The organism is Methylobacterium sp. PvR107 (assembly GCF_017833295.1).
In the GTDB taxonomy this organism is placed as follows: Bacteria; Pseudomonadota; Alphaproteobacteria; order Rhizobiales; family Beijerinckiaceae; genus Methylobacterium.
The window spans coordinates 1,842,441-1,861,609 of the sequence record NZ_JAFIBW010000001.1 but is presented as its reverse complement, the minus strand read 5'-3'; the positions used below and the strand labels follow the sequence as shown (position 1 = coordinate 1,861,609).

The following is a 19,169-nucleotide window of genomic DNA, read 5'->3' as shown; positions in this document are numbered from 1 at the left end:
TCGACTCGGACTGCGCTGAGGCGACCCACGTCCCGCACCGACCGGAACGGGGTCGCCCCGACGGAAACGCGGATGCAGGCGTTGCATCCGGGCACAAGAAGCATCACACACGCGACAGATCCTCGGACCGTTCGGTGCGCAGCCCTTGAGTGAGGTGCGCCGAAGAGTCGGCAGTTCGGCGCCGTCCGTGATCATCCAGACAATAGGAACACGTGATGAAGACGCGCGCCGCGGTCGCGTGGGAGGCTAAGAAGCCTCTCACGATCGAGACCATCGATATCGAGGGCCCCAAGGCCGGCGAGGTTCTCGTCGAGTTGATGGCCACCGGCATCTGCCACACCGATGCCTACACGCTCTCGGGCCTCGATTCCGAGGGCAAGTTCCCGGCGATCCTCGGCCATGAGGGCGCCGGCATCGTTCGCGAGGTCGGCGCCGGCGTCACCACGCTGAAGCCCGGCGACCACGTCATTCCGCTCTACACGCCGGAATGCCGCAACTGTAAGTCTTGCCTGTCCCAGCGCACCAACCTGTGCACCGCGATCCGCGCGACCCAGGGCCAGGGCGTGATGCCGGACGGCACGAGCCGCTTCTCCTGCGTCTCCACCGGCGGCAGCCCCTCCGGATCGAACACCGTGTTCCACTACATGGGCTGCTCGACCTTCTCGAACTTCACGGTCCTGCCCGCCATCGCGCTGGCCAAGATCCGCGAAGACGCCCCCTTCGACAAGATCTGCTACATCGGCTGCGGGGTGACCACCGGCATCGGCGCGGTGATCTACACCGCCAAGGTCTGGCCCGGCGCCAACGTGGTGGTCTTTGGTCTCGGCGGCATCGGCCTCAACGTCCTCCAGGCCGCCCGGATGGTCGGTGCCGACAAGATCATCGGCGTCGACATCAACCCGGAGAAGCAGGCCATGGCCCGCAAGTTCGGCATGACCCACTTCATCAACCCGAACGAGGTCGGCACCGACAAGGTGGTCCAGGCCATCGTCGATCTCACCGGCGGGGGTGCGGACTTCTCCTTCGACTGCACCGGCAACGTCCACGTGATGCGCCAAGCGCTCGAGTGCTGCCATCGCGGCTGGGGCGAGTCGATCGTCATCGGCGTGGCCGAGGCCGGCCGCGAGATCTCGACCCGTCCGTTCCAGCTGGTCACCGGTCGGGTCTGGAAGGGCTCGGCCTTCGGCGGCGCCCGCGGCCGCACGGACGTGCCGAAGATCGTCGACTGGTACATGGAGGGCAAGATCAACATCGATGATCTGATCACCCACACCATGCCGCTGGAAGAGATCAACCACGGCTTCGACCTCATGCACGAGGGCAAGTCGATCCGATCCGTGGTCGTCTACTGACACTCGACAACCCTTCCCCGTGCGGGGAGGGGCCAGGGATGGGGGTTGGTCGGGAGACCCTCGGCCGGCTGAGGCTGGCCGAGCCACCCCCACCGTCAACTCCTCTCCGCAGGGGGAGGAGAGCCGCGACTTTCTGAAGACGATCGTCTCAGCCCACGCACAGGAGATCACAGCCGATGGAAACCATCTCGAAGGCCCGCGCCCATGGCGGCACGCAGGGCGTCTACAAGCACGATGCGCAGACCACCGGATGTCCGATGACCTTCGCGGTGTTCGTGCCGCCCCAGGCCGAGAACGGCCCCGTGCCGGTGTTGTGGTACCTGTCCGGTCTCACCTGCACGCACGCCAACGTCATGGACAAGGGCGAGTACCGCGCGGCCGCCGCCGCGCACGGCGTGATCATCGTGGCCCCCGATACCAGCCCGCGCGGCCCCGGCATCCCGGACGAAGAGGGCAATTGGCAGTTCGGCTCCGGCGCCGGCTTCTACCTGGATGCTACGCAGGCGCCCTATGACAAGAACTACCGGATGTGGAGCTACATCACGGAAGAACTGCCGGCGCTCATCGCCAAGGAATTCCCCGCCGACATGACCCGTCAGGGCATCTTCGGCCATTCCATGGGCGGCCACGGGGCGCTCACCGTCGCGCTAACCTACCCGGAGCGCTTCAAGTCCTGCTCCGCCTTCGCGCCGATCGCCCAGCCCTCCACGGCCGGCTGGTCGAAGCCTGCCTTCGAGAAGTACCTCGGTTCGGATCCGGCCGCCTGGCGCGCTCACGACGCCACCGCGCTGATCGAGGACGGCAAGCGCTTCCCCGAATTCCTGGTGGATCAGGGCACCGCCGACAGCTTCCTGCAGGACGGCCTGCGCCCCTGGCTGCTGGAGGAGGCCTGCAAGAAGGCCGGCATCGCGTTGACCCTCAACATGCGCGAAGGCTACGACCATTCCTACTTCTTCATCTCGACCTTCATGGCCGACCATATCGCCTGGGCCGCCGCTCGCATGAAGTAAAATTGTCAGCACCCTCAGCGCAGTCGGGGACCAATTCCTCCCGACATCGGGTGCGCGATGCCGTCCAGGGCGCCTGCGGGTGGGGAGTGATCCGACCGCGTTTGGGAAACCCCAGGCGACTCTCAGTATACCTCAGATTGCGCGGTCGGGGCTCGTCCGCGTTTCCAGTGCGCTCTCACCGAAGCGGACATTCTCCTTCCGGCCAGTTTGCGTCATGCCGAATTGCCAATGGGCGCAAAACCGGCTGTTCGGCTTGGCGCCTTTCCCGGTCATTCCGTCAAACTTCGCGGACGCTCAGACGCAGACATCGCGAACGTGTTTCCGGATGGATTCCGATCAGATTTTCGCTTCTGAGATGGCCTTTCCGATAGGACCAATATACGTGCTTGACCCGACTCGTTCATCGGCCTGAGCTGCCTGCGAAAGGGACGCCCCATGTCTCAACAGCGCACTCGCGTCATTGAAGTCGATTGTCAAAAGCCATTTTTCCTGACCCGTGTCGGCTCGACATTGCCTGCCGGCGACTATCAAGTCACGCACATTAAATTTCAGATGCGTCCTGGCATTGGCTGATCAACACTTAGCTGTAAAATCAAAATTCCACCCCGTGTTTTGAGCCCTCGCGATCTCGGCGCAGTGGCTGATATTGACCCAGTTCGTTTACTTGAAGCTTACGACGAAGATAAAAAACCATAAGTGCGAGCTAGTATGCCGCGCCTGTAAAAGACCCGGCGCGAGGCCGATCTAGAACGGAACGTTGTCGTCTATACCATAGTTTCCGCGTGCGGGTGATGCCCGACGCTCCGCAGGAGGCGGAGGGGGAGGCCGTGGAGACGAGGGCGGCGGTAGTTCGTCGTCCAAATCTTCTTGCCGGATTTCGGCGCTACGCTCCGCTTGTTTGGGAGCGCGCTGTTCTGCGTCGTCCTGATCCACTTCCTCTTCCTCCTCCTCGGGCGCTTCCGCATCGTCTGGCTGGCGTAGGGTCCAGCCCGCCCGGCCGTTCGCTTTGAAGATCCCGGAATTCGAAAGCATGGCGTGCCGCCCTTTCGGTCCGTGGCAGTCTTGTTCTCCTCTTTGCCGCCGACGTAGGTCTCGTCCGCCTCGACAGTGCCTTTGAGCGGCGCGTTGAACGATTTGGTGCGCGCAGCGTGCCGCAGGCGGTGCAAGACGAGCCACGCAGATTTCTGAGCAATCTTAAGGTCTTTGGCGAGCGTCGTGCTGGCAATGCCCTTCGGATGGTTCGTAATGAGCCAAATCGCCATAAATCACTTGCGCAGCGGCAGTTTGGTATCCTCGAAGATTGTGCCTAACTTGATCGAAGAACGCCTGCGGCAGTCGCCACACTTGAACGTCTTACGATCCGAGAACGAATAGATGCGATTGCCCTGGCAGTGGGGCAGAACTCACCGTCGCGCCAGCGGATCGCACGGAAGTGGTCAACGGACGTCTGCTCGTCGGGGAACGCCGCCATCAGGTCGAACAGGCTGTCGAACTTTGCGAACACGAGCGGCCTCCGTCGATGTGGAAAACCTACTCCCTCGCGGCGGCCCCTCTCCCTGGAACGCAGCCTGGGTGAGACCTTCGTTTAGCGCCGGCCTGAAGGTTATGCCCTGACGTCTGCGAGGCGCGCTCCGAACCGGTCTTAATTGGATTCGACGAGGCGGATGCGAATCTTCCCGGAGCGGCGTGGGTGACGCGGCATATCCCACGCGTGCACCTAGCCTTCCGGGCGCATGACCAATTCGCGCGATCCATCGCCGCCCGGTCTGGTGTTGGGCGTGCGCTCCTTCCCCATTACATCCGTCACAGCGACCCGCACTTAAGATTTATCAATCTCCGTCCCGTGCCGCCGAGCAAGGACGTCTTCCTGCTGATCCCACATGACAGTAACCGACTTGGATCATTAAGCGAATGTCTGCTCCTCGGGCGCCGCTTCTTGGAAGATGACGGGCAGTTTTCGGCCATGTCCTGCCTGCGCTGGTAGCCCTCTCAGCGCATCCGGTAAGTGGATTTGCGATCATCCGCTTTGCAGCAAAATCTGATCAAACTAGTATTTTGCAATAGCCTTCATGGGCTCTGGGAGCCTTGGTGATCACTCATCAACGACTGCGCATCCGTGATGTTGTCCATGACGAGCTGATTCAAGGCACAAATGAACGAAGACAGTCGGTAGCCGTCGTGGCGCGAGAGCGCGTTGTCGAAAGCCCGGACATTCCAGAAAGGGTCGTTGGGCCGAGTGATCGGCGCAATGCCTGTCAACTGAAGGCCGTGCAGGAAGCGTGCGGCCGGCCCGCTCTCGCCGAAGCTGCCAGGCACGAGGTCGGCGCTGTCCCAGAAGTTGCCGCGTCGGGCTGCGCGCGCCACTCGGGCTCGCGTCAGCCAGTGGTCGGAGCGCGGGCAGTCAAGGGTGTCGTCAGCGAGGGTAGCATAGGGGTGGTGCCGCTCAAGCCCAGATGCATCAAGACCGAGCAGTTCGTGGGTCGTGCCGAAGGGCGCAGCCGAAGGCTGGGCATCGGCGAGCACGCCGGCCGCTGGCCGCGGCGGATCGAGATTGCCGATGGTGTGTGAATCCTCGCGCGCGGTGTTTTGAAACGGGAAGGTTGCGGCAAGCAGCGATAGGGTGCGTAGCGGCAGGGTCAGCAATTCGGCTCCGAGATCGACGGGCGCCGGCGCGCTACAACTTTCGCCGCGAGGCTGGCGGCCCTCGAACCTTGCTGCCACTCGGTCGAGAAAGCCCGCCGCCGGGCGGAAATCGAATTTGAAGGTCGGGAATAAATCGTGGGTCGCCCAATCATAGTCGACGCCCGCATCGAACATGTGGTCAGTCGCCGAGAGCCGGCTCCGGATTTTCCGGCGGGCAGCGGCATAGGCATCGTCGACATCGAGACCGATCCACGCACAGTCACCAGGCCGCAAGCCGCCCGCTGGGAATGCCAGGGCCGCGGTCACCGACATCAGGACTGGCCGCTGGTCGGTGGGGAAGTAACCGTCGTCGCGCTCGACCTCTGCAGCCGGCGTGTTGGCGTCGGCATGGTCGGCCAACTTCATCCAGACTTCGCGCTGGATAGACGTCCACTTGCTCGCTTCGGACGCAGGATTGATCAGGACCACGAGATCGCCGAGGATCGGCGGTAGCGTTTCTCCAAATCGATGGCGCCGCACCGCCTTGATCACGTCATCCTTGAGCCCGCTCGCCAGCATGTTGCCGCCAAGGCTGTGCCCGGCGACAATCAACTTGTTGTGCGTGCCCGGCGCGCTGAGCGTCGTCTCAAGTGTGCGTAAGGCTGAGATCGCCGCAGGCGCGATGGCTTCGCTCACCGGCTTCCGATCGAACAAGGTGGCGCCCGCCGAGAGATTTCCGAAAAAGCCACCGATCGTATCGCCGAACCAGCGCCGGAGACCGCGCTCGTCGACCCGTGCTCCACGCCAGCCGATATAGATCGCTGTGACATCCATATCGCAGACGCTTGGATCGCTCGGGCAGCGCTGTGAGAGAAATCGGGCGGCGTGGGCTGCGTAAAGGCGCAGATCCGCCACGTTCCGGTCGCCGATCCGCGCGTCGTGCCGCCAGCCGTGGACGAATGCGATCACGTAGTGCGAACCGGTCGAAAGATGCTTCTTCAGGGCGTCGAGCTGGGTGATGACGGGCTTGACCATCGTGGCCGGCATGCCCTTGGCCCGCATCTCGGTGTCCATGGCGTGGCGCAGCATCGCGCTGTCGATGGCGGAGTCGCTGGCCCCTTCGCGGGAAACCAGGGCGTAGGGTTCGCCATCCTCCTGAAATTCGATGAAGCCGAAATGGTAGGCGAGGTCCCGGCCGCCGGGCGCGCGAGCCGAGACGCGGTGGCGCTGCAGGGCGCAGCGCAGCCGCGTCGCCCAGCGGGAATCCCTGTCGATCGCCGCGTCCTCATCGTTGCTGACATCGACCCAGCCGTCACCGTCGATCGGCATCGTCGACCGCAAGGTCTCACGGCCGGTATCGGCAAGGATCGTCCAGCCGTTCGCCAGCCCATCGCGGCATTCGGCAAGGCCTGGGTCCAGATTGCGGTAGGCGTGCGCCTTGTCGGTCGAGAGGACCACGTAGTTCAGGAAGAGGATGCTGAAAGCCGCGAGGAAGAACGCACCGGCGATCCGGCCGGCGGTACGTAACGCGTATGAGACTCCACGAACGAGCCCGAAGGCTGTCCGATGAACGACGCGCCGCTGCTCGCCCTGCGCCGTCATCCGTCCCTCGCTTTTCGCCCCGCCGCTTTTTCGTCCGCCAGCGGCTGCCCGTTACGAGGCGCGTGATGACGATCCACTGCCGGTAACTGCTCGGTCCAAACCTGCGAAATCCTATCGATCAAACCGGAAGGGATCTATCATGGTGCGCACGATTTTGCCGGCCGTCTATCTTCTCGCTGGCACAAGCATGGCCATGGCCTCCCTTTCAAGCCTCGTCGGCGCCTGGGGACACGACTTCGTCGTTACGCCGTTCGCGCCGATGGAGCTCTTCGTCGCGATGGCTACCGACAAAGCCACCGGCAAGCAGTTCAACATCATCAAGATGCCGGACGGCCACGTAATGGCGGTCGTGCCTCTCGACCAGATGGCGAAGATGCCGGAGATCGACGCGAAGAGTTTGATCCGATGATTTGAAAAATTACAGTGATCAAAAAATCCGCTAGATGCCTGGTCAAAAATATTCGGCGGAATGGCCCTTGCGACTGCCTCGGATCGATATGAACGCGTCCGATTTCCGGCAAAACTTCTCCAGACCGGAGGAACGGCCTACGGCCGGCATCTGCCGCCACGCATCGCTCGCCTGATCGTCTCAGGTGGGTGGTTTGCTGACGGTCCGCTTCCTGGAGGCCGAACTGCCGAAGCGGACGTTCACCCGACCGCCGCCCAGACACGCTTCTCCCACGGCTCAGGACGACGAACGGATGGCGGGCCGTCGCACCTCGAACTCACGCATACCCGGTCCCGAGCCCGTAACCTCCAGGATCCCCGCTTCTCCGAGAGCGAGGACGCGGGCGAACAGGAATTCACTGCCGGTACCCTGGCCCGGCGGGTCGACCTCGGTGTTCAGATGGTGGAGGGCGCGGCCGATCAGCTTGACGACTAACTCCCAGTCCGGTGTCGCGAGCTCCGTCAAGACGGGGTCGAAGTGCTCCAGCGGAGCCGACACCAATTGGCCGTCGCGCACGACGCGGAGCGGCGCATTCTCCCGCTGAAGCTGCGACCAAGCCTCCGAGGCCGCGGCGCTCTCCGCGGGTGCGACCGGACGGCGCCTCGCGGAGAGACCGGACGCGACAATCTCTTCGGGCCGCAGCAGGCCAAGGGACCAGATCGGCGAGACGCCGCCGACCGTCGAGATGCCGAGCCCCGTCGCGTCGACGATGTCGAAGGGCCGGCCAGCCATGCGCGATGTGAATGCAAGGAAGCTCGCGTGCTCGGCGGCATTGGACAGACAGACCCAGACGATTGGGTGAACGTCGGGGGCGGTTGCTTCTGTCCAGGGCGCCTCTGGTTCGTCCCAGTCGGACGCGTCGTCGTCGCGTAGGTTCTCCCGGGCCCACCTCCGGCGCGCGTCCGGATCCGATGGATCGATGGGGCCGACGCTCAAGCAATTTGGGAGTGCGATGACGCGTGCTTTGCAGCCTTGCAACCGTAGGGCATCACGGATCGCCTCCGCCCGACTGACCCCCCACACCACATGGACGGCTTCGGCCACACCGGACATTTGCGATCCTCCGTCGCTGCACGGCAATCGATGCAACGTATCGGGGTATCGTCGCGGGTCGACATGGCTACGATGTGACCTTCGAAGACCCTCGCGTAACGTTCTGTCACCGTGCTCTTGCGTGAGGTTTCAAGCCGCGGAGAGGAACCGTATTTGTCACCGGCATAGGTGGATTATCGCCGGTCCGCTTCCGCGCGATACGGGCACCCGAGCGGACATCTTCCCGACGCTCTAGCCCGTCCAAGGCGTGGAGTCAGGGTCAGGCCGTTGTTCCGCGGGTCGCTTCGCCGACGGAGCCGGTTGGGCAGGCGCAGCCGGCCAAGCCGCCATGGCTGGCCAGAACACTTCGGGCGCCGGCGGCTTGTAGCCGAGTGGTCCATGTGGGCATACCGTGTTGTCGTGTCGACGCCAGCTCCCGATTCTGATTTCTGTCTCCATGAGCGGTGAAGATCTCGCTTCCCAGGAGTTCGTCCCGCAGGCGCGCGTTGAAGCTTTCGACGGAGCCGTTTTCCCACGGAGAGCCCGGGGCGATGTGGGCGGTCTTTGCGCCAACTGCCGCTATCCGAGCCTGCACCGATTTGGCGATGAATTCGGGCCCGTTGTCTGAGTGAACGTGCCCCGGCACGCCACGCAGGATGAACAGGTCCGAGAGCACGTCGATCACGTCTGCTCCCTTCGGCTTGCGTGCGACACGGATCGCCCGACATGCGCGGGTGAACTCGTCGACGACGTTGAGCGTCCGGAACTTGCGTCTGTCATGCGTGCGCGCCTCGACGAAGGCGTAGGGCCACCCGTGAACGCGCCGCTCCGATTTGAGCCGGATGCACGAGCCATCCCCGTCCCACAGCCGGCTCTTTTACGGTTGGCGGCCCGGCACCTTAAGTCCCTCGCGCCGCCAGATCCGCTCGACCCGCCTGTCCTCGACGAACCAGCCGGCTGCCTTCGGCAGCGCGCCGATCTTCCGGTAGCCCTAGCGCCCATAGGAACGTGCCAGCTCCACGAGATCGGCGGTCAGCGCCGCCTCGTCATCTCTGCCCCGCCTCATCTGCACCTTGCGCTCACGCCTGGCCGTAAGCAGCACGTCCGCTTCAGAGCAGGGTCGCCAGAAAAACGGACGGCCTCCTACCGACCCAACCCGGCCGCCTGTGACGCCTCCGGCGCTTTCCGGAAGCAGCCATTCGTCAGCCCTCCGGCAACTTCGGCTCGGGAGTGGTGAGCTGTCATTCAGCCGCCGCCCGGAGGCCGACCGTCGGCTTCGCGCTCCATCACAGCCCTTCGGCTGACCGGACTGCCGGTTCCAAAGCGCGGGGTCGCCAAATGGTGCCTCGGCCTGAGCCGTGGTACGCCCAGGCTTCGCGAGCGACTAGCCGGCACGGTCAGCCTTCGCGCTTCGTCACGGAACACATGATGGGCACGGCCACCACGGGTCCCACTCTCGCCACCGCCCGGGCTGGCAGGACGCAGCGCCTGATCGCCGGCCTCGTCAGCCTCGCCTTCGGCGCGGTCACGCTCGCGCTGCTTCCGTTCGCAAGCCGGCCCATACCGCCGATGCCGGGCTTCGTGCCGGTCTATCAATCGGCCCTCGTCGTGGTCTACGGCCTGACCACCTACCTCTTCCTCACTCATTACCGCCGCACCCACTCGGGATCGCTGCTCGTGCTCGGGACCGGCAGCCTCTACGTGACGCTGGTCGTGCTCGTGCAGATGCTGTCGTTCCCGAACGTCCTCGCACAAGGACGCATCCTCGGCGACGGCCCGGACACCACGATCTGGCTCTGGACTTTCTGGCATCTCGGCCCCCCGCTCTTCGCGTTGCCCTACGCCATCATGGAAGGCGGCGAGCACGGTGGGTCGGTGCCATCGTCGCGCGCCGACCGGATAGGCCTGCTCGCCGTCGCAGGAACAGTGGCGGCCGCCGCGCTCACGGCCGTGGTGGTGACCCGCTACGTCCACCTCCTGCCGAAGAGCGTCGAGGGCGACGATTACTGGCTGCTGACGACCTCGGGCGTCGGCCCGGCCGTCGTCGCTCTGACGGTGCTGGCCCTGGCTGCGCTGTGCTGGACCACGCGCCTGCGCACCGTCCTGCAGCTCTGGCTGGCCGTCTCACTGCTCCTGCTCGTGTTCGACAACATGGTCACCCTCCCAGGCGCCGCCCGCGGCACGGTCGGGTGGTTCGCGGGCCGCCTAGAGGCGCTTGTTGCAGGGTTCATCCTGCTCGGCGTCTACCTGCGCGAGGTCGACTTCCTGTACGCCCGGGCCGAGGCGACGGCCCAGGAGCGCGAGGCGCGACGGGCGGAGTTGCAACTGGCGCGCGACAACCTGGCCTTGGCGCTCGAGGCGGCCGAGATGGGTGATTGGGAGCTCGACCTGCGCAGCGGTGCCTCGCGCCGCAACCCACGGCACGACGCAATCTTTGGCTACCGCGATCCGGTCGAGACCTGGGGCATCGAGACCTTCCTCAACCACGTCGTGCCGGAGGATCGCGGCATGGCCCGAGCTGCCTTGGAAGGGTCGACCGGCACTGAGCGCTTCGACCTGCACTGCCGAATTAAGCGGGCCGACGACGGTGCGATCCGCTGGATCGCGCTACGGGGCAAGGCTTACCTCGACGCAGCGGGCAGGGTGCGCACGATTGCCGGCATCGTCATGGACACGACGCAACAGCACGAGGCCGAGGAGCGCCTGAACCAGGCCCAGAAGATGGAGGCCATTGGCCAGCTCACGGGCGGGGTGGCGCACGACTTCAACAACCTGCTCACCATCATCGTGGGCAACCTCGACATGATCGTGCGCAAACCCGACAACGCGCAACGCGTGGAGCGCCTTGCGACCTCGGCGATGACCGCGGCGAAGCGCGGGGCCGAGGTCACGGAGAAGCTGCTCTCCTTCTCGCGCAGGCAGGTGCTGCGGCCAGAGACCGTCAACCCGAACCGCCTGCTCAAGGATTTCGAGGCTTTGCTCCAGCGGGCGGTGGGCGAAACCGTCGAGGTCCGTCTCAACCTCGACGCGAGCCTCGACCCGGTGCGGCTGGACCCGGGCCAGTTCGAGAGCGCGGTGCTCAACCTCGCGGTGAACGCGCGCGATGCGATGCCGGGTGGCGGAACACTGACGGTGAAGACCTGCAACGTACACCTTGACGCCGACGAGATCGTGGATCGGCCCGACCTGCGGCCTGGGGCCTTCGTGCTCGTGTCCGTCACGGACACGGGCAATGGTATGGATGCCGGCACGCTCGTCCGCGCGTTCGAGCCGTTCTTCACAACTAAGGACGTCGGAAAGGGCACTGGCCTCGGCCTGAGCCAGGTCTACGGCTTCGTGCGGCAAGCCGGCGGCCACGCTCAGATTAGGAGTGAGCTCGGGCGCGGCACATCCGTCGAGCTCTACCTACCGCGCTCGGCTGAGAAGGCGGTGGCAAGCCGACCGGACGGCGCGCTGCCGTTACGCCGCGCCGCCTCGGGCGAAGTGGTGCTGGTAGTCGAGGACGAGCCGGCTGTGCTGGAGATGGCCATCGAGAGCCTGGGCGAGCTCGGCTACCGGACGCTCACCGCGACGCACGCCGCGCAGGCCCTGGAACGACTGAGGGGTCCGGAGCGGATCGACATCCTGTTCTCCGACGTGGTTATGCCCGGCGGCATGAACGGGGTGCAGCTCTCCGTCGAGGCACGGCGTCTGCGGCCTGGCCTGCGTGTGCTCCTGACATCAGGCTACACGGGCACGGCTCTCGACGAGCAAGGGGTGCCGGCAGACCTGCCGCTCCTTAGCAAGCCTTACCAACGAGACGAGCTCGCGAACAAGCTACGGATCGTCCTAGGCTGACGATGGACCGCACGACGGACATGATCCGATCCTGGCGGACGGACCAATATCGGGACCGAAGCACGAGGAGTCGGGCAACGTCGACGGTTGCTGGATGAGCGCCGCCTCGCAGTCCGCTCCTATGGATCGCCATCCCAGAAGCGGACCGGCGGAACTCCACCCGTTCCGATCGTAGGCCCTCGTCAATCAGGCCACCCAGAAGCGTAGGGGTGGACGCCCCCTGACGGCATCGATGTGCCAGTGTGAAGGTGTTGCAACATCACTGCAGGAGGCGTCCATGGGTGAGGTTAGCACAGTCGGGATCGATCTGGCGAAATCAGTTTTCCAGGTTCACGGCGCGGATACGAGCGGCGCCGTCGTTTTCCGCAAGAAGCTGCGGCGCGATCAGGTGCTGACGTCCTTCTCGACACTTCCGCGTTGCGTGGTCGCTATGGAAGCATGCGCCAGCGCTCACTTACTGGGCCCGTGAGATAGCCTTGGCAGGCCACGAAACGCGGTTCATTCCACCAGCTTACGTGAAGCCGTTCGTGAAGCGGCAGAAGAACGACATGGCCGATGCTGAGGCGATCTGCGAGGCGGCGCAGCGGCCGACGATGCGGTTCGTTCAGGGTAAGAGTGCGCAGGCCCAGGCCTCCGCAGTGGTGTTCCGTACGCGCGACCTGCTCGTGCGTCAGCGGACCCAATTGATCAATGCACTGCGCGGGCACCTCACGGAGTTCGGGTACGTCGTTCGCCAAGGTGTCGGGCACGTCGGCAAGCTCGTGGCGATCGTCCGCGACCCGACATCCGACGTGCCGGCCGAGGCGAGGCGGGTCCTGGCCATCATTGCGGGCAGCTTGGAGGCGCTCCAGGCGCAGATCGCTCTTCTGGACCGCGAGATCGCCCAACGCGCGAAGGACGATGCCGTGGCCAAGCGGCTGATGACGATACCGGGTGTCGGCCCGGTGATCGCGACCGCACTCGTGGCTCTGGCACCGGCCGCCAGTACCTTCCGCCGCGGGCGCGACTTTGCGGCTTGGCTCGGTCTCGTCCCGCGGCAACACTTCAGCGGCGGCAAGGAGCGGCTCGGGCGAACGACCAAGATGGGCGAGCGCAGCTTGCGACGGTTGCTGATCCTGGGCGCGAGCTCTGCGACCAAGGTCGCGGCGCGTGATCCCGATAAAGCTGGGGCATGGTTGGCCGGCATACTGTCGCGCAAGCCGCGCATGCTGATCACCGTCGCCCTGGCGAACAAGATGGCGCGGATCGTCTGGGCCTTGATGGCCCATGGCGGCTCCTACAGAGCTCCGGCCACAGCGTGATCGCCACGGCCTGAGGCGTCAGGGAGGCAGGGAAGGTCAGTCGAGAGGTATGGCGCAACGGTCAGAAGACGGGGTTGGGAGAACCAGTGGATGTCAGGCGCCTCGAGCGCGCAAAAGCGATTTGGACCCGATCCGCGATCTTCATACAGGCCAGCAGCCGTGAGGATGGCTGCATCAACAGGCCGGACACACGGAAGCACCTGAACCTGCGCGCACAGATCTCTCAAACACCCCCTTGAATCCGATGGGGCGTCCACACACGGCTCCCGCTCGACCGACACGGGCCGGATCGACGTCACCTGGAAGGTCGTGGTCGGCGAGAGCGGCGCGAGGCGGCTCGCCCTGGAATGGCAGGAGAGCGGGGGCCCGCCGGTGCGGGAGACGGGCAAACGCGGCTTCGGCACGCGCCTGATCACGGGCGGGGTCAGCCGGGAACTCGGCGGCGAGGTCCGTCTTGAGTTCGCCCTCGACGGACTGCGCTGCAGCCTCGACGTGCCCCGCGACGAGCCGGACCGGTTCACCTCGTTCGCGGCCGCCACCGACGTGCGACCGGTCGGCAGGGCCTGAAGGCTTAACCCGGCCTTAACCGACCCGTTCAGCCTGCGGCAGCGGCACGTTGGCATGCTCCGGCCGTCGTCAACGGCGCCTACAGGCGCCAGGAGCTTTGCCATGCCCATCATGCCCTGGATTCATGACGCCCTCTATGTCGGCGGCTTCGCCGGCCTCGTCCTCGTGGCGCGGCAGGCGCTCGTAGCGCGCGATCTCAGGCTGTCCGGCCTGCCGGGCCTCGAACGCCTGCGGCGACCTTTCGGCCTCGGTGCCGTGACCCGTGAGCGGCCACGGTTCACCCCGGCGCGGACCAGCGGCAACACCGCTTTCGACGAATGGCGCGACGGCGAGATCCGCCGCATCGAGGCGCAGCGCCGCGACCTCGAAACGCGTCTCCAAGAGTTCGAGGGCTTCGTCGACAAGCTGAAGCGCGCCAAGGATCGCGCGACCTTCGAGCGCTTCGTGGCCGAACACCCTGGTGCAACGAGGACGGCGGTCGACATCGCCCGACCCGCCGGTCAGCCCGATCACCGCCCTGATTAGCGCCCGAAACCGGGCTCAGGCCGGGAAGGCGCGCATGAGGTCATCCGCGCCGTAAGGCTTGTTGACGACCGGTACCTGCGCGAGGTCCTCCGGGATGCGGAAGCCGTCGCCGTAGCCGGTGGCGAAGGCATACGGAATGCCGAGCTCGAAGAGCTTGCGCGCGACCGCGATGCTGGTCTCGGAGCCGAGGTTGACATCGAGCAGAGCGCGGGTCGGCGGCGCCGCATCGATCAGGCGGAGCGCCTCGCGCGTCGAGGAGGCCATGTCCACGTTGGTGGCGCCGAGCGAGACGAGCATTTCCTCCGCCTCCAGGGCGATGATCATGTTGTCCTCCACGACCAGCACGGCACCCGTGAGCCTGCGCGGAGCCTCGGCGGGGGCCGCCCGGACGGCCTTGGGCGCGGCGCGCGGGGCGTTTCGGACGAACGCCGGCGGGATCGTGAAGCGCGCCTCGACGCCGGCCACCTCGTACCGCACTTCCGCCTCGCCCTTGAGCTCGTACGGGATCGACCGCTCGATGATGGTCGTGCCGAAGCCGCGCCGGGTGGGCGCGCGCACCGCCGGACCGCCGGTCTCGCGCCAGCGGATGACGAGATGGTCGAGGGCGTCCCGCTCCCAGCGCACGTCGACCCGGCCGAGGCTGTCGCAGAGCGCGCCGTACTTGGCCGAGTTCGTCATCATCTCGTGCACGACCAGGGCGAGGGTCGAGAACGCCTGAGGCTCCAGCAGGACGTCCGCCCCGTCGAGGACGACCCGGCCGGCCTTGGGGCCGAGGTAGGCGCCGGCCTCAAGCATGATGAGGTCACGCAGGGAACCCGGACCCCAGTTGGACGAGGTGATCTGGTCGTGGGCCCGCGCGAGCGCCTGGATGCGGTCGCCGACCACGGTCGCGAAGGCGCTGTCCACGCCGTCCGCTGGCCGGCTCTGGGTCACCACCCCGCGGATCAGGTTCAGGATGTTGCGGACCCGGTGGTTGAGCTCGGCGATGAGGAGCTCCTGGCGCTCCTGGGCGACCTTGCGCTCCTTCTCGGCGGAATCGGTGAGGCGCAGGATCACCTCCAGAAGGGTGATGCGCAGGGCCTCGGCGGTCCGCATCTCCACCTCCGCCCAGGGCAGGGAGCGGCCGTGCACGGTCTCGCGCCATGCTTCGAAGCTCTTGCGCGGGGTCAGGCGGATGCCGTTCGGCCCCGGGGTCGCGGGCTTCACCGGGTTGCCAGCCCAGGTCACGGTCCGCGAGACCTCGCGCCGGAAGTAGACCAGGAAGTCCCGGGGCGTCCGCGACACCGGGATGGCGAGCATGCCCGCCGCCCGCTCGGTGAAGTCCCGGCCCGGTTCGTGGACGCGCCCGATCTCGTCGCTCGCGTAGGCCTTGCTCGCGGCCGTGCGGTTGAGGAAGCGCACCAGCCCGGCGAACTCCTCCGCGGTCGGAGTCGAGCCCTGCAGGGTGATCTCGCCGTTCACCCACAACCCGATGCCATCGCAGGGCAGGATGGCCGAGAGGTCGTCGAGGAAGTCGGAGAGGCTCTCCAGGTTGGTGCCGCCGGAGGCCAGGGCACCCAGCAGCCGGTTGTGCAGCTCGCGCGAGCGGACCTCGCGCTCGGCGTCGGCCTGCCGCTCGCGCGCCTCCAGCAGCCAGGAGAACATCTGCCCGAACAGCTCGGCGCCGGTCCGCCGTTCGAGGGAGATGTGGCGCGGCTCGGTGTGGTGGCAGGCGAACAGGCCCCACAGGCGACCGTTGCGCAGGATGGACACGGAGAGCGAGGCCGACACGCCCATGTTGCGCAGGTATTCGAGGTGGATCGGCGAGACCGTCCGGAGGGTCGACAAGGACAGGTCGAGGGGTTGCCCTGCCGGATCGCGCGGCGGCACCACGGCGGCGCCCGTCTCGTCGACGTCGGCGATGATGCGCAGCCAGTTGCGCTCGTAGAGGGCGCGGGCCTGCTTGGGGATATCCGACGCCGGGTAGTGCAGTCCGAGATATGGGTCGAGGCCGGACCGAACCGCCTCGGCGATGACCTCGCCCGAATGGTCCTCGGCGAAGCGGTAGACCATCACACGGTCGAAGCCGGTCAGCGCCCGCATCTGTCGCGCGGCTTCTCGACAGAGCGCGTCGAAGCCCTCTGTCTGCTGGAGGCGGGTGACCATGCCGCGCACGAGGTTGCCGGCGCTGAGGTGCTCGGTGGCGCCCGGCTCGGCCTCGAAGACGATGGTGTCCCCCGACAGATGCAAGGCAACGTCGAACGACTCGCCAGCGGGCAGGAGCCGGAGGCCGAACACCCGGTCCACGGCGTCCGGCCCGCGCAGGGTCTGGAGATGACCGCGCAGGACGTGGATGGCCTCGCTGTCGAGGACGGCATCGAGGGGCAGGCCGAGGAGCTCGTCGGCGGTTCTGCCCAGCCAGGTGGCGACGTTGTCTGAAGCGCGAGTGACGATCCAGTCCGGCGAGACGCCGATGAGGAAGCCGAACGCCTGCACCGCGCCCAGGATATGGATGGGCTCGCGGTCGCAGGAGGAGAGGTCGATCTCGGGCGTCGGCTGCGACGCTTTCAACTGGTCCATGGGCCCGCGATGCTGGTCGCAGGCGACGGTCCGGCTGCGAATCGGATATCGGCCTGACCGGCGAGCGCGGCAAGGTGGGCTGCTCCCGTCGAAACAGCTTATGCCTGGGCTCACGACGGTCTCTGTCGAAGCCGTGGCCGTCACGTCGGTACTCCCCGGGGCGCGGAACCGCCCCGGGGCGAACGCTTCAGGCCTTGCCGGTGACCTTGTCGGCGACGTGCTTGGCGCCGTCCTTGACGTCACCCGTGGTCTTCTGGGTCTCGCCCTTAAGTTCTTGGGCCTTGCCTTCGGCCTTCAGTTTGTCGTTGTCCGTGACGTTGCCGATGCCCTGCTTCACGTTGCCGACGGCCTCGTTGGCGAGGCCTTTGATCTTGTCGGTGGTGCTGCTCATGGCGGTTCTCCTTCGCGGCCATGGCGGCCACGGGAACCAGCAACGGTCCCGGCCCGGGCCACGTTCCGTGCGCCGGGTCACGGTCGCGGGAGGGGTGGCCCCATGGCAGTGCCTGCACCCGGCCGCCGCCCTCGTGCGTTCAAGGCCCGCTTTCGAGGGCGGCATGTCCCGATGCTGCCGCCATGCCCCGGAGACACCGTGACAAGCTGGCGGAGATGCTCGGCGGGGCTGGCCAGTCCGCTCCCGCTCCTGCGGGCCAGGGTGCGGCGTCGGCTGGGTCGAGCGGCGAACTCGGCGAATCGCTGGGGGACAGGCGCGGCGAGGCGCCCGGCGGGTTCTTCAACAGCGGCCTCGGCGAGATGCTGGACCGCTTCCAGCAGGCAGGGCACGGGGCGACCGCGCAATCCTGCGTCGACCAGGGGTTGAAGCATGAAATCGCGCCGCGGCATCTTGAGCAGGCCATCGGCCCAGACGTCCTGGCGACCCTGACGCAGCGGACCGGGCTGTCCCAAGAGGGACTCCTCTCCCGGCTGTCGCGTGAACTTCCCCAGGCCGTCGACCGCTACAGCCGGACGGACGGATGCCGGCCTAGCCGATCCGAAGCGTGCGCTAGTGCTCAGACGCCGACGAAACCTAAGCAAAGCAACGCGATTTCTGAAGCGATCGCAGCATGCAAGCGCCTGCGCTCATGGTGCGTTCGTCGGCGTCTGTGCAATAGTAGAGCCGAACGCATGAGGGGCACGATGGTCAGTTTGGTAGGAAGGTTGCGCACGCTCAGCCTACTCGCGATCTCGGTCTGGGGTATCGCTACCGGCGTCCATGCGGCCGACGTCACCGTTCTCTGTTCGCAGGGACTCAAGACCGCCTTGGACGACCTCATCCCGCAATACGAGCGGGCGAGCGGCGACCATCTCATCGTCACCTACGACACCTCTGCGATCCTTAAGGCGCAGGTCGAGGCGGGCAAGCCGTTCGACGTCGTCGTTCTAACCCCGCCTCTGATCACAGCCCTTATCCAGCAGGGCAAAGTTGTAGACGGCACCGCGGCCACGCTCGCTCGCACGGGCGTTGGCCTTGCCGTCAAGAAGGGGGCAGCCCGACCCGACATCGGCTCTGCCGAGGCGCTCAAGCAGGCGCTCACCAGCGCAGGGTCGGTGGCCTACAGCACGTCTGGTGCGAGCGGGGCGGTCTTCGCCGCTGCTCTCCAGAAGCTCGGGATCGCGGACGCGGTGAAGGCCAAAGGAAAGGCTATCCCGAACGGCTTAACAGGTGACGTTGTCGCTCGGGGCGAGGCGGACCTTGCCGTGCAACTGATGCCTGAGTTGCTGTCGGTCTCAGGGGTGGACGTGGTCGGCCCCTTGCCTGCGGAAGTTCAGTCCTTCGTGGTGCTGGCTGGAGGGATCTCGGCCACCGCGAACAAGGCTCGGGCCGAGGCTTTTCTTTCGTTTCTAAAGGCGCCTGCCGCGGCAACGATCATCCGTGCCAAGGGTCTGGAACCCAGTTGATCAAGCAATTTCATTGCGGGCCTCCGAGGGGTAGACTTCGCAGAAAACCGTAGTGCGCCGAAAGACATGCCCATGGCGGTGCCTGCTTCGATGTATCCGCCGCTCGGAAGCGGTCGGGCAGGAAACTACCCAACCCGGCCGTTCAGCGGCGCCCGCCAACGCGGCCGATGCTGGCCGGAACCGGCCTGTCCGCTTCTCGGAAAAGGCAGGAGAAAAGCGGCTATTCTCACGGCATCGGCTGAACGGCAGAAAGCGATCTAGGTCGGCCGGCGGCACCGGCGTAAGCGAAGAGACCGAGAATTGGCTTCCCCACCTATGTGAAGGCGTCCAAATTCAGTCACCGTAGGGTCGCGCAATCCGGGCGGCATCCGTCCCCCCATGCCGTCTCGATCTCCTGATGGTACCGTTGAGACTTGGA

The 19,169-nt window shown here is 65.9% G+C and carries 11 protein-coding genes and 3 pseudogenes; 9 read left to right on the top strand and 5 right to left on the bottom strand.

Annotated elements, in window-relative coordinates:
* Positions 1-215 precede the first annotated feature (215 nt).
* Together JOE48_RS08580 and fghA are read left to right on the top strand one after the other, a co-directional pair.
* On the top strand, positions 216-1,352 hold the full coding sequence (locus JOE48_RS08580) for an S-(hydroxymethyl)glutathione dehydrogenase/class III alcohol dehydrogenase (RefSeq protein ID WP_210029189.1): 1,137 nt from the start codon (positions 216-218) through the stop codon (positions 1,350-1,352).
* Positions 1,353-1,528: 176 nt separating this feature from the next.
* Entirely contained in the window at positions 1,529-2,362 is an 834-nt protein-coding gene (gene fghA, locus JOE48_RS08575) for an S-formylglutathione hydrolase (RefSeq protein ID WP_210029188.1), read from the top strand.
* Positions 2,363-4,429: 2,067 nt separating this feature from the next.
* Here the strand turns inward: fghA and JOE48_RS08570 are convergent.
* The gene (locus JOE48_RS08570; RefSeq protein ID WP_210029187.1) at positions 4,430-6,586 is read right to left on the bottom strand and encodes a hypothetical protein; all 2,157 of its coding nucleotides are present in this window, start codon (positions 6,584-6,586) and stop codon (positions 4,430-4,432) included.
* 139 nt (positions 6,587-6,725) lie between these two features.
* On the opposite strand from JOE48_RS08570, the gene JOE48_RS08565 reads away from it, so the two are divergent.
* Positions 6,726-6,995, top strand: a complete 270-nt coding sequence (locus tag JOE48_RS08565) for a hypothetical protein (RefSeq protein ID WP_210029186.1) — start codon at positions 6,726-6,728, stop codon at positions 6,993-6,995.
* 276 nt (positions 6,996-7,271) lie between these two features.
* Here the strand turns inward: JOE48_RS08565 and JOE48_RS08560 are convergent, their stop codons facing one another.
* Together JOE48_RS08560 and JOE48_RS08555 are read right to left on the bottom strand one after the other, a co-directional pair.
* Entirely contained in the window at positions 7,272-8,087 is an 816-nt protein-coding gene (locus JOE48_RS08560) for a DUF3658 domain-containing protein (RefSeq protein ID WP_210029185.1), read from the bottom strand.
* Between the two features lie 231 nt (positions 8,088-8,318).
* A pseudogene (locus JOE48_RS08555) lies at positions 8,319-9,129 on the bottom strand (integrase core domain-containing protein); the annotation flags it as partial.
* A 362-nt stretch (positions 9,130-9,491) separates the two neighbouring features.
* On the opposite strand from JOE48_RS08555, the gene JOE48_RS08550 reads away from it, so the two are divergent.
* The 4 genes and pseudogenes from JOE48_RS08550 (at position 9,492) to JOE48_RS08535 (ending at position 14,296) form a co-directional block, all read left to right on the top strand.
* Entirely contained in the window at positions 9,492-11,903 is a 2,412-nt protein-coding gene (locus JOE48_RS08550) for an MASE4 domain-containing protein (protein WP_245252762.1), read from the top strand.
* Positions 11,904-12,180: 277 nt separating this feature from the next.
* Positions 12,181-13,204 (top strand): annotated as a pseudogene (locus tag JOE48_RS08545) (IS110 family transposase).
* A 309-nt stretch (positions 13,205-13,513) separates the two neighbouring features.
* Entirely contained in the window at positions 13,514-13,771 is a 258-nt protein-coding gene (locus tag JOE48_RS08540; RefSeq protein WP_210029184.1) for a sensor histidine kinase, read from the top strand.
* Positions 13,772-13,873: 102 nt separating this feature from the next.
* Complete coding sequence (locus JOE48_RS08535) at positions 13,874-14,296, top strand: DUF2852 domain-containing protein (protein ID WP_210029183.1); 423 nt, start codon at positions 13,874-13,876, stop codon at positions 14,294-14,296.
* Positions 14,297-14,311: 15 nt separating this feature from the next.
* On the opposite strand, the gene JOE48_RS08530 is transcribed toward JOE48_RS08535, so the two are convergent.
* Positions 14,312-16,855 carry an HWE histidine kinase domain-containing protein gene (locus JOE48_RS08530; protein WP_210029182.1) on the bottom strand — a complete coding sequence of 848 codons (2,544 nt, stop codon included), beginning with the start codon at positions 16,853-16,855 and terminating at the stop codon, positions 14,312-14,314.
* A gap of 187 nt (positions 16,856-17,042) precedes the next feature.
* Complete coding sequence (locus JOE48_RS08525) at positions 17,043-17,246, bottom strand: CsbD family protein (protein ID WP_210029181.1); 204 nt, start codon at positions 17,244-17,246, stop codon at positions 17,043-17,045.
* A gap of 182 nt (positions 17,247-17,428) precedes the next feature.
* Here JOE48_RS08525 and JOE48_RS31215 point away from each other — a divergent pair.
* A pseudogene (locus JOE48_RS31215) lies at positions 17,429-17,838 on the top strand (YidB family protein).
* Between the two features lie 139 nt (positions 17,839-17,977).
* Positions 17,978-18,751: a molybdate ABC transporter substrate-binding protein gene (locus JOE48_RS31210; RefSeq protein ID WP_409518569.1), complete on the top strand. Its 774-nt coding sequence runs from the start codon at positions 17,978-17,980 to the stop codon at positions 18,749-18,751.
* The last annotated feature ends 418 nt before the right edge of the window (positions 18,752-19,169 follow it).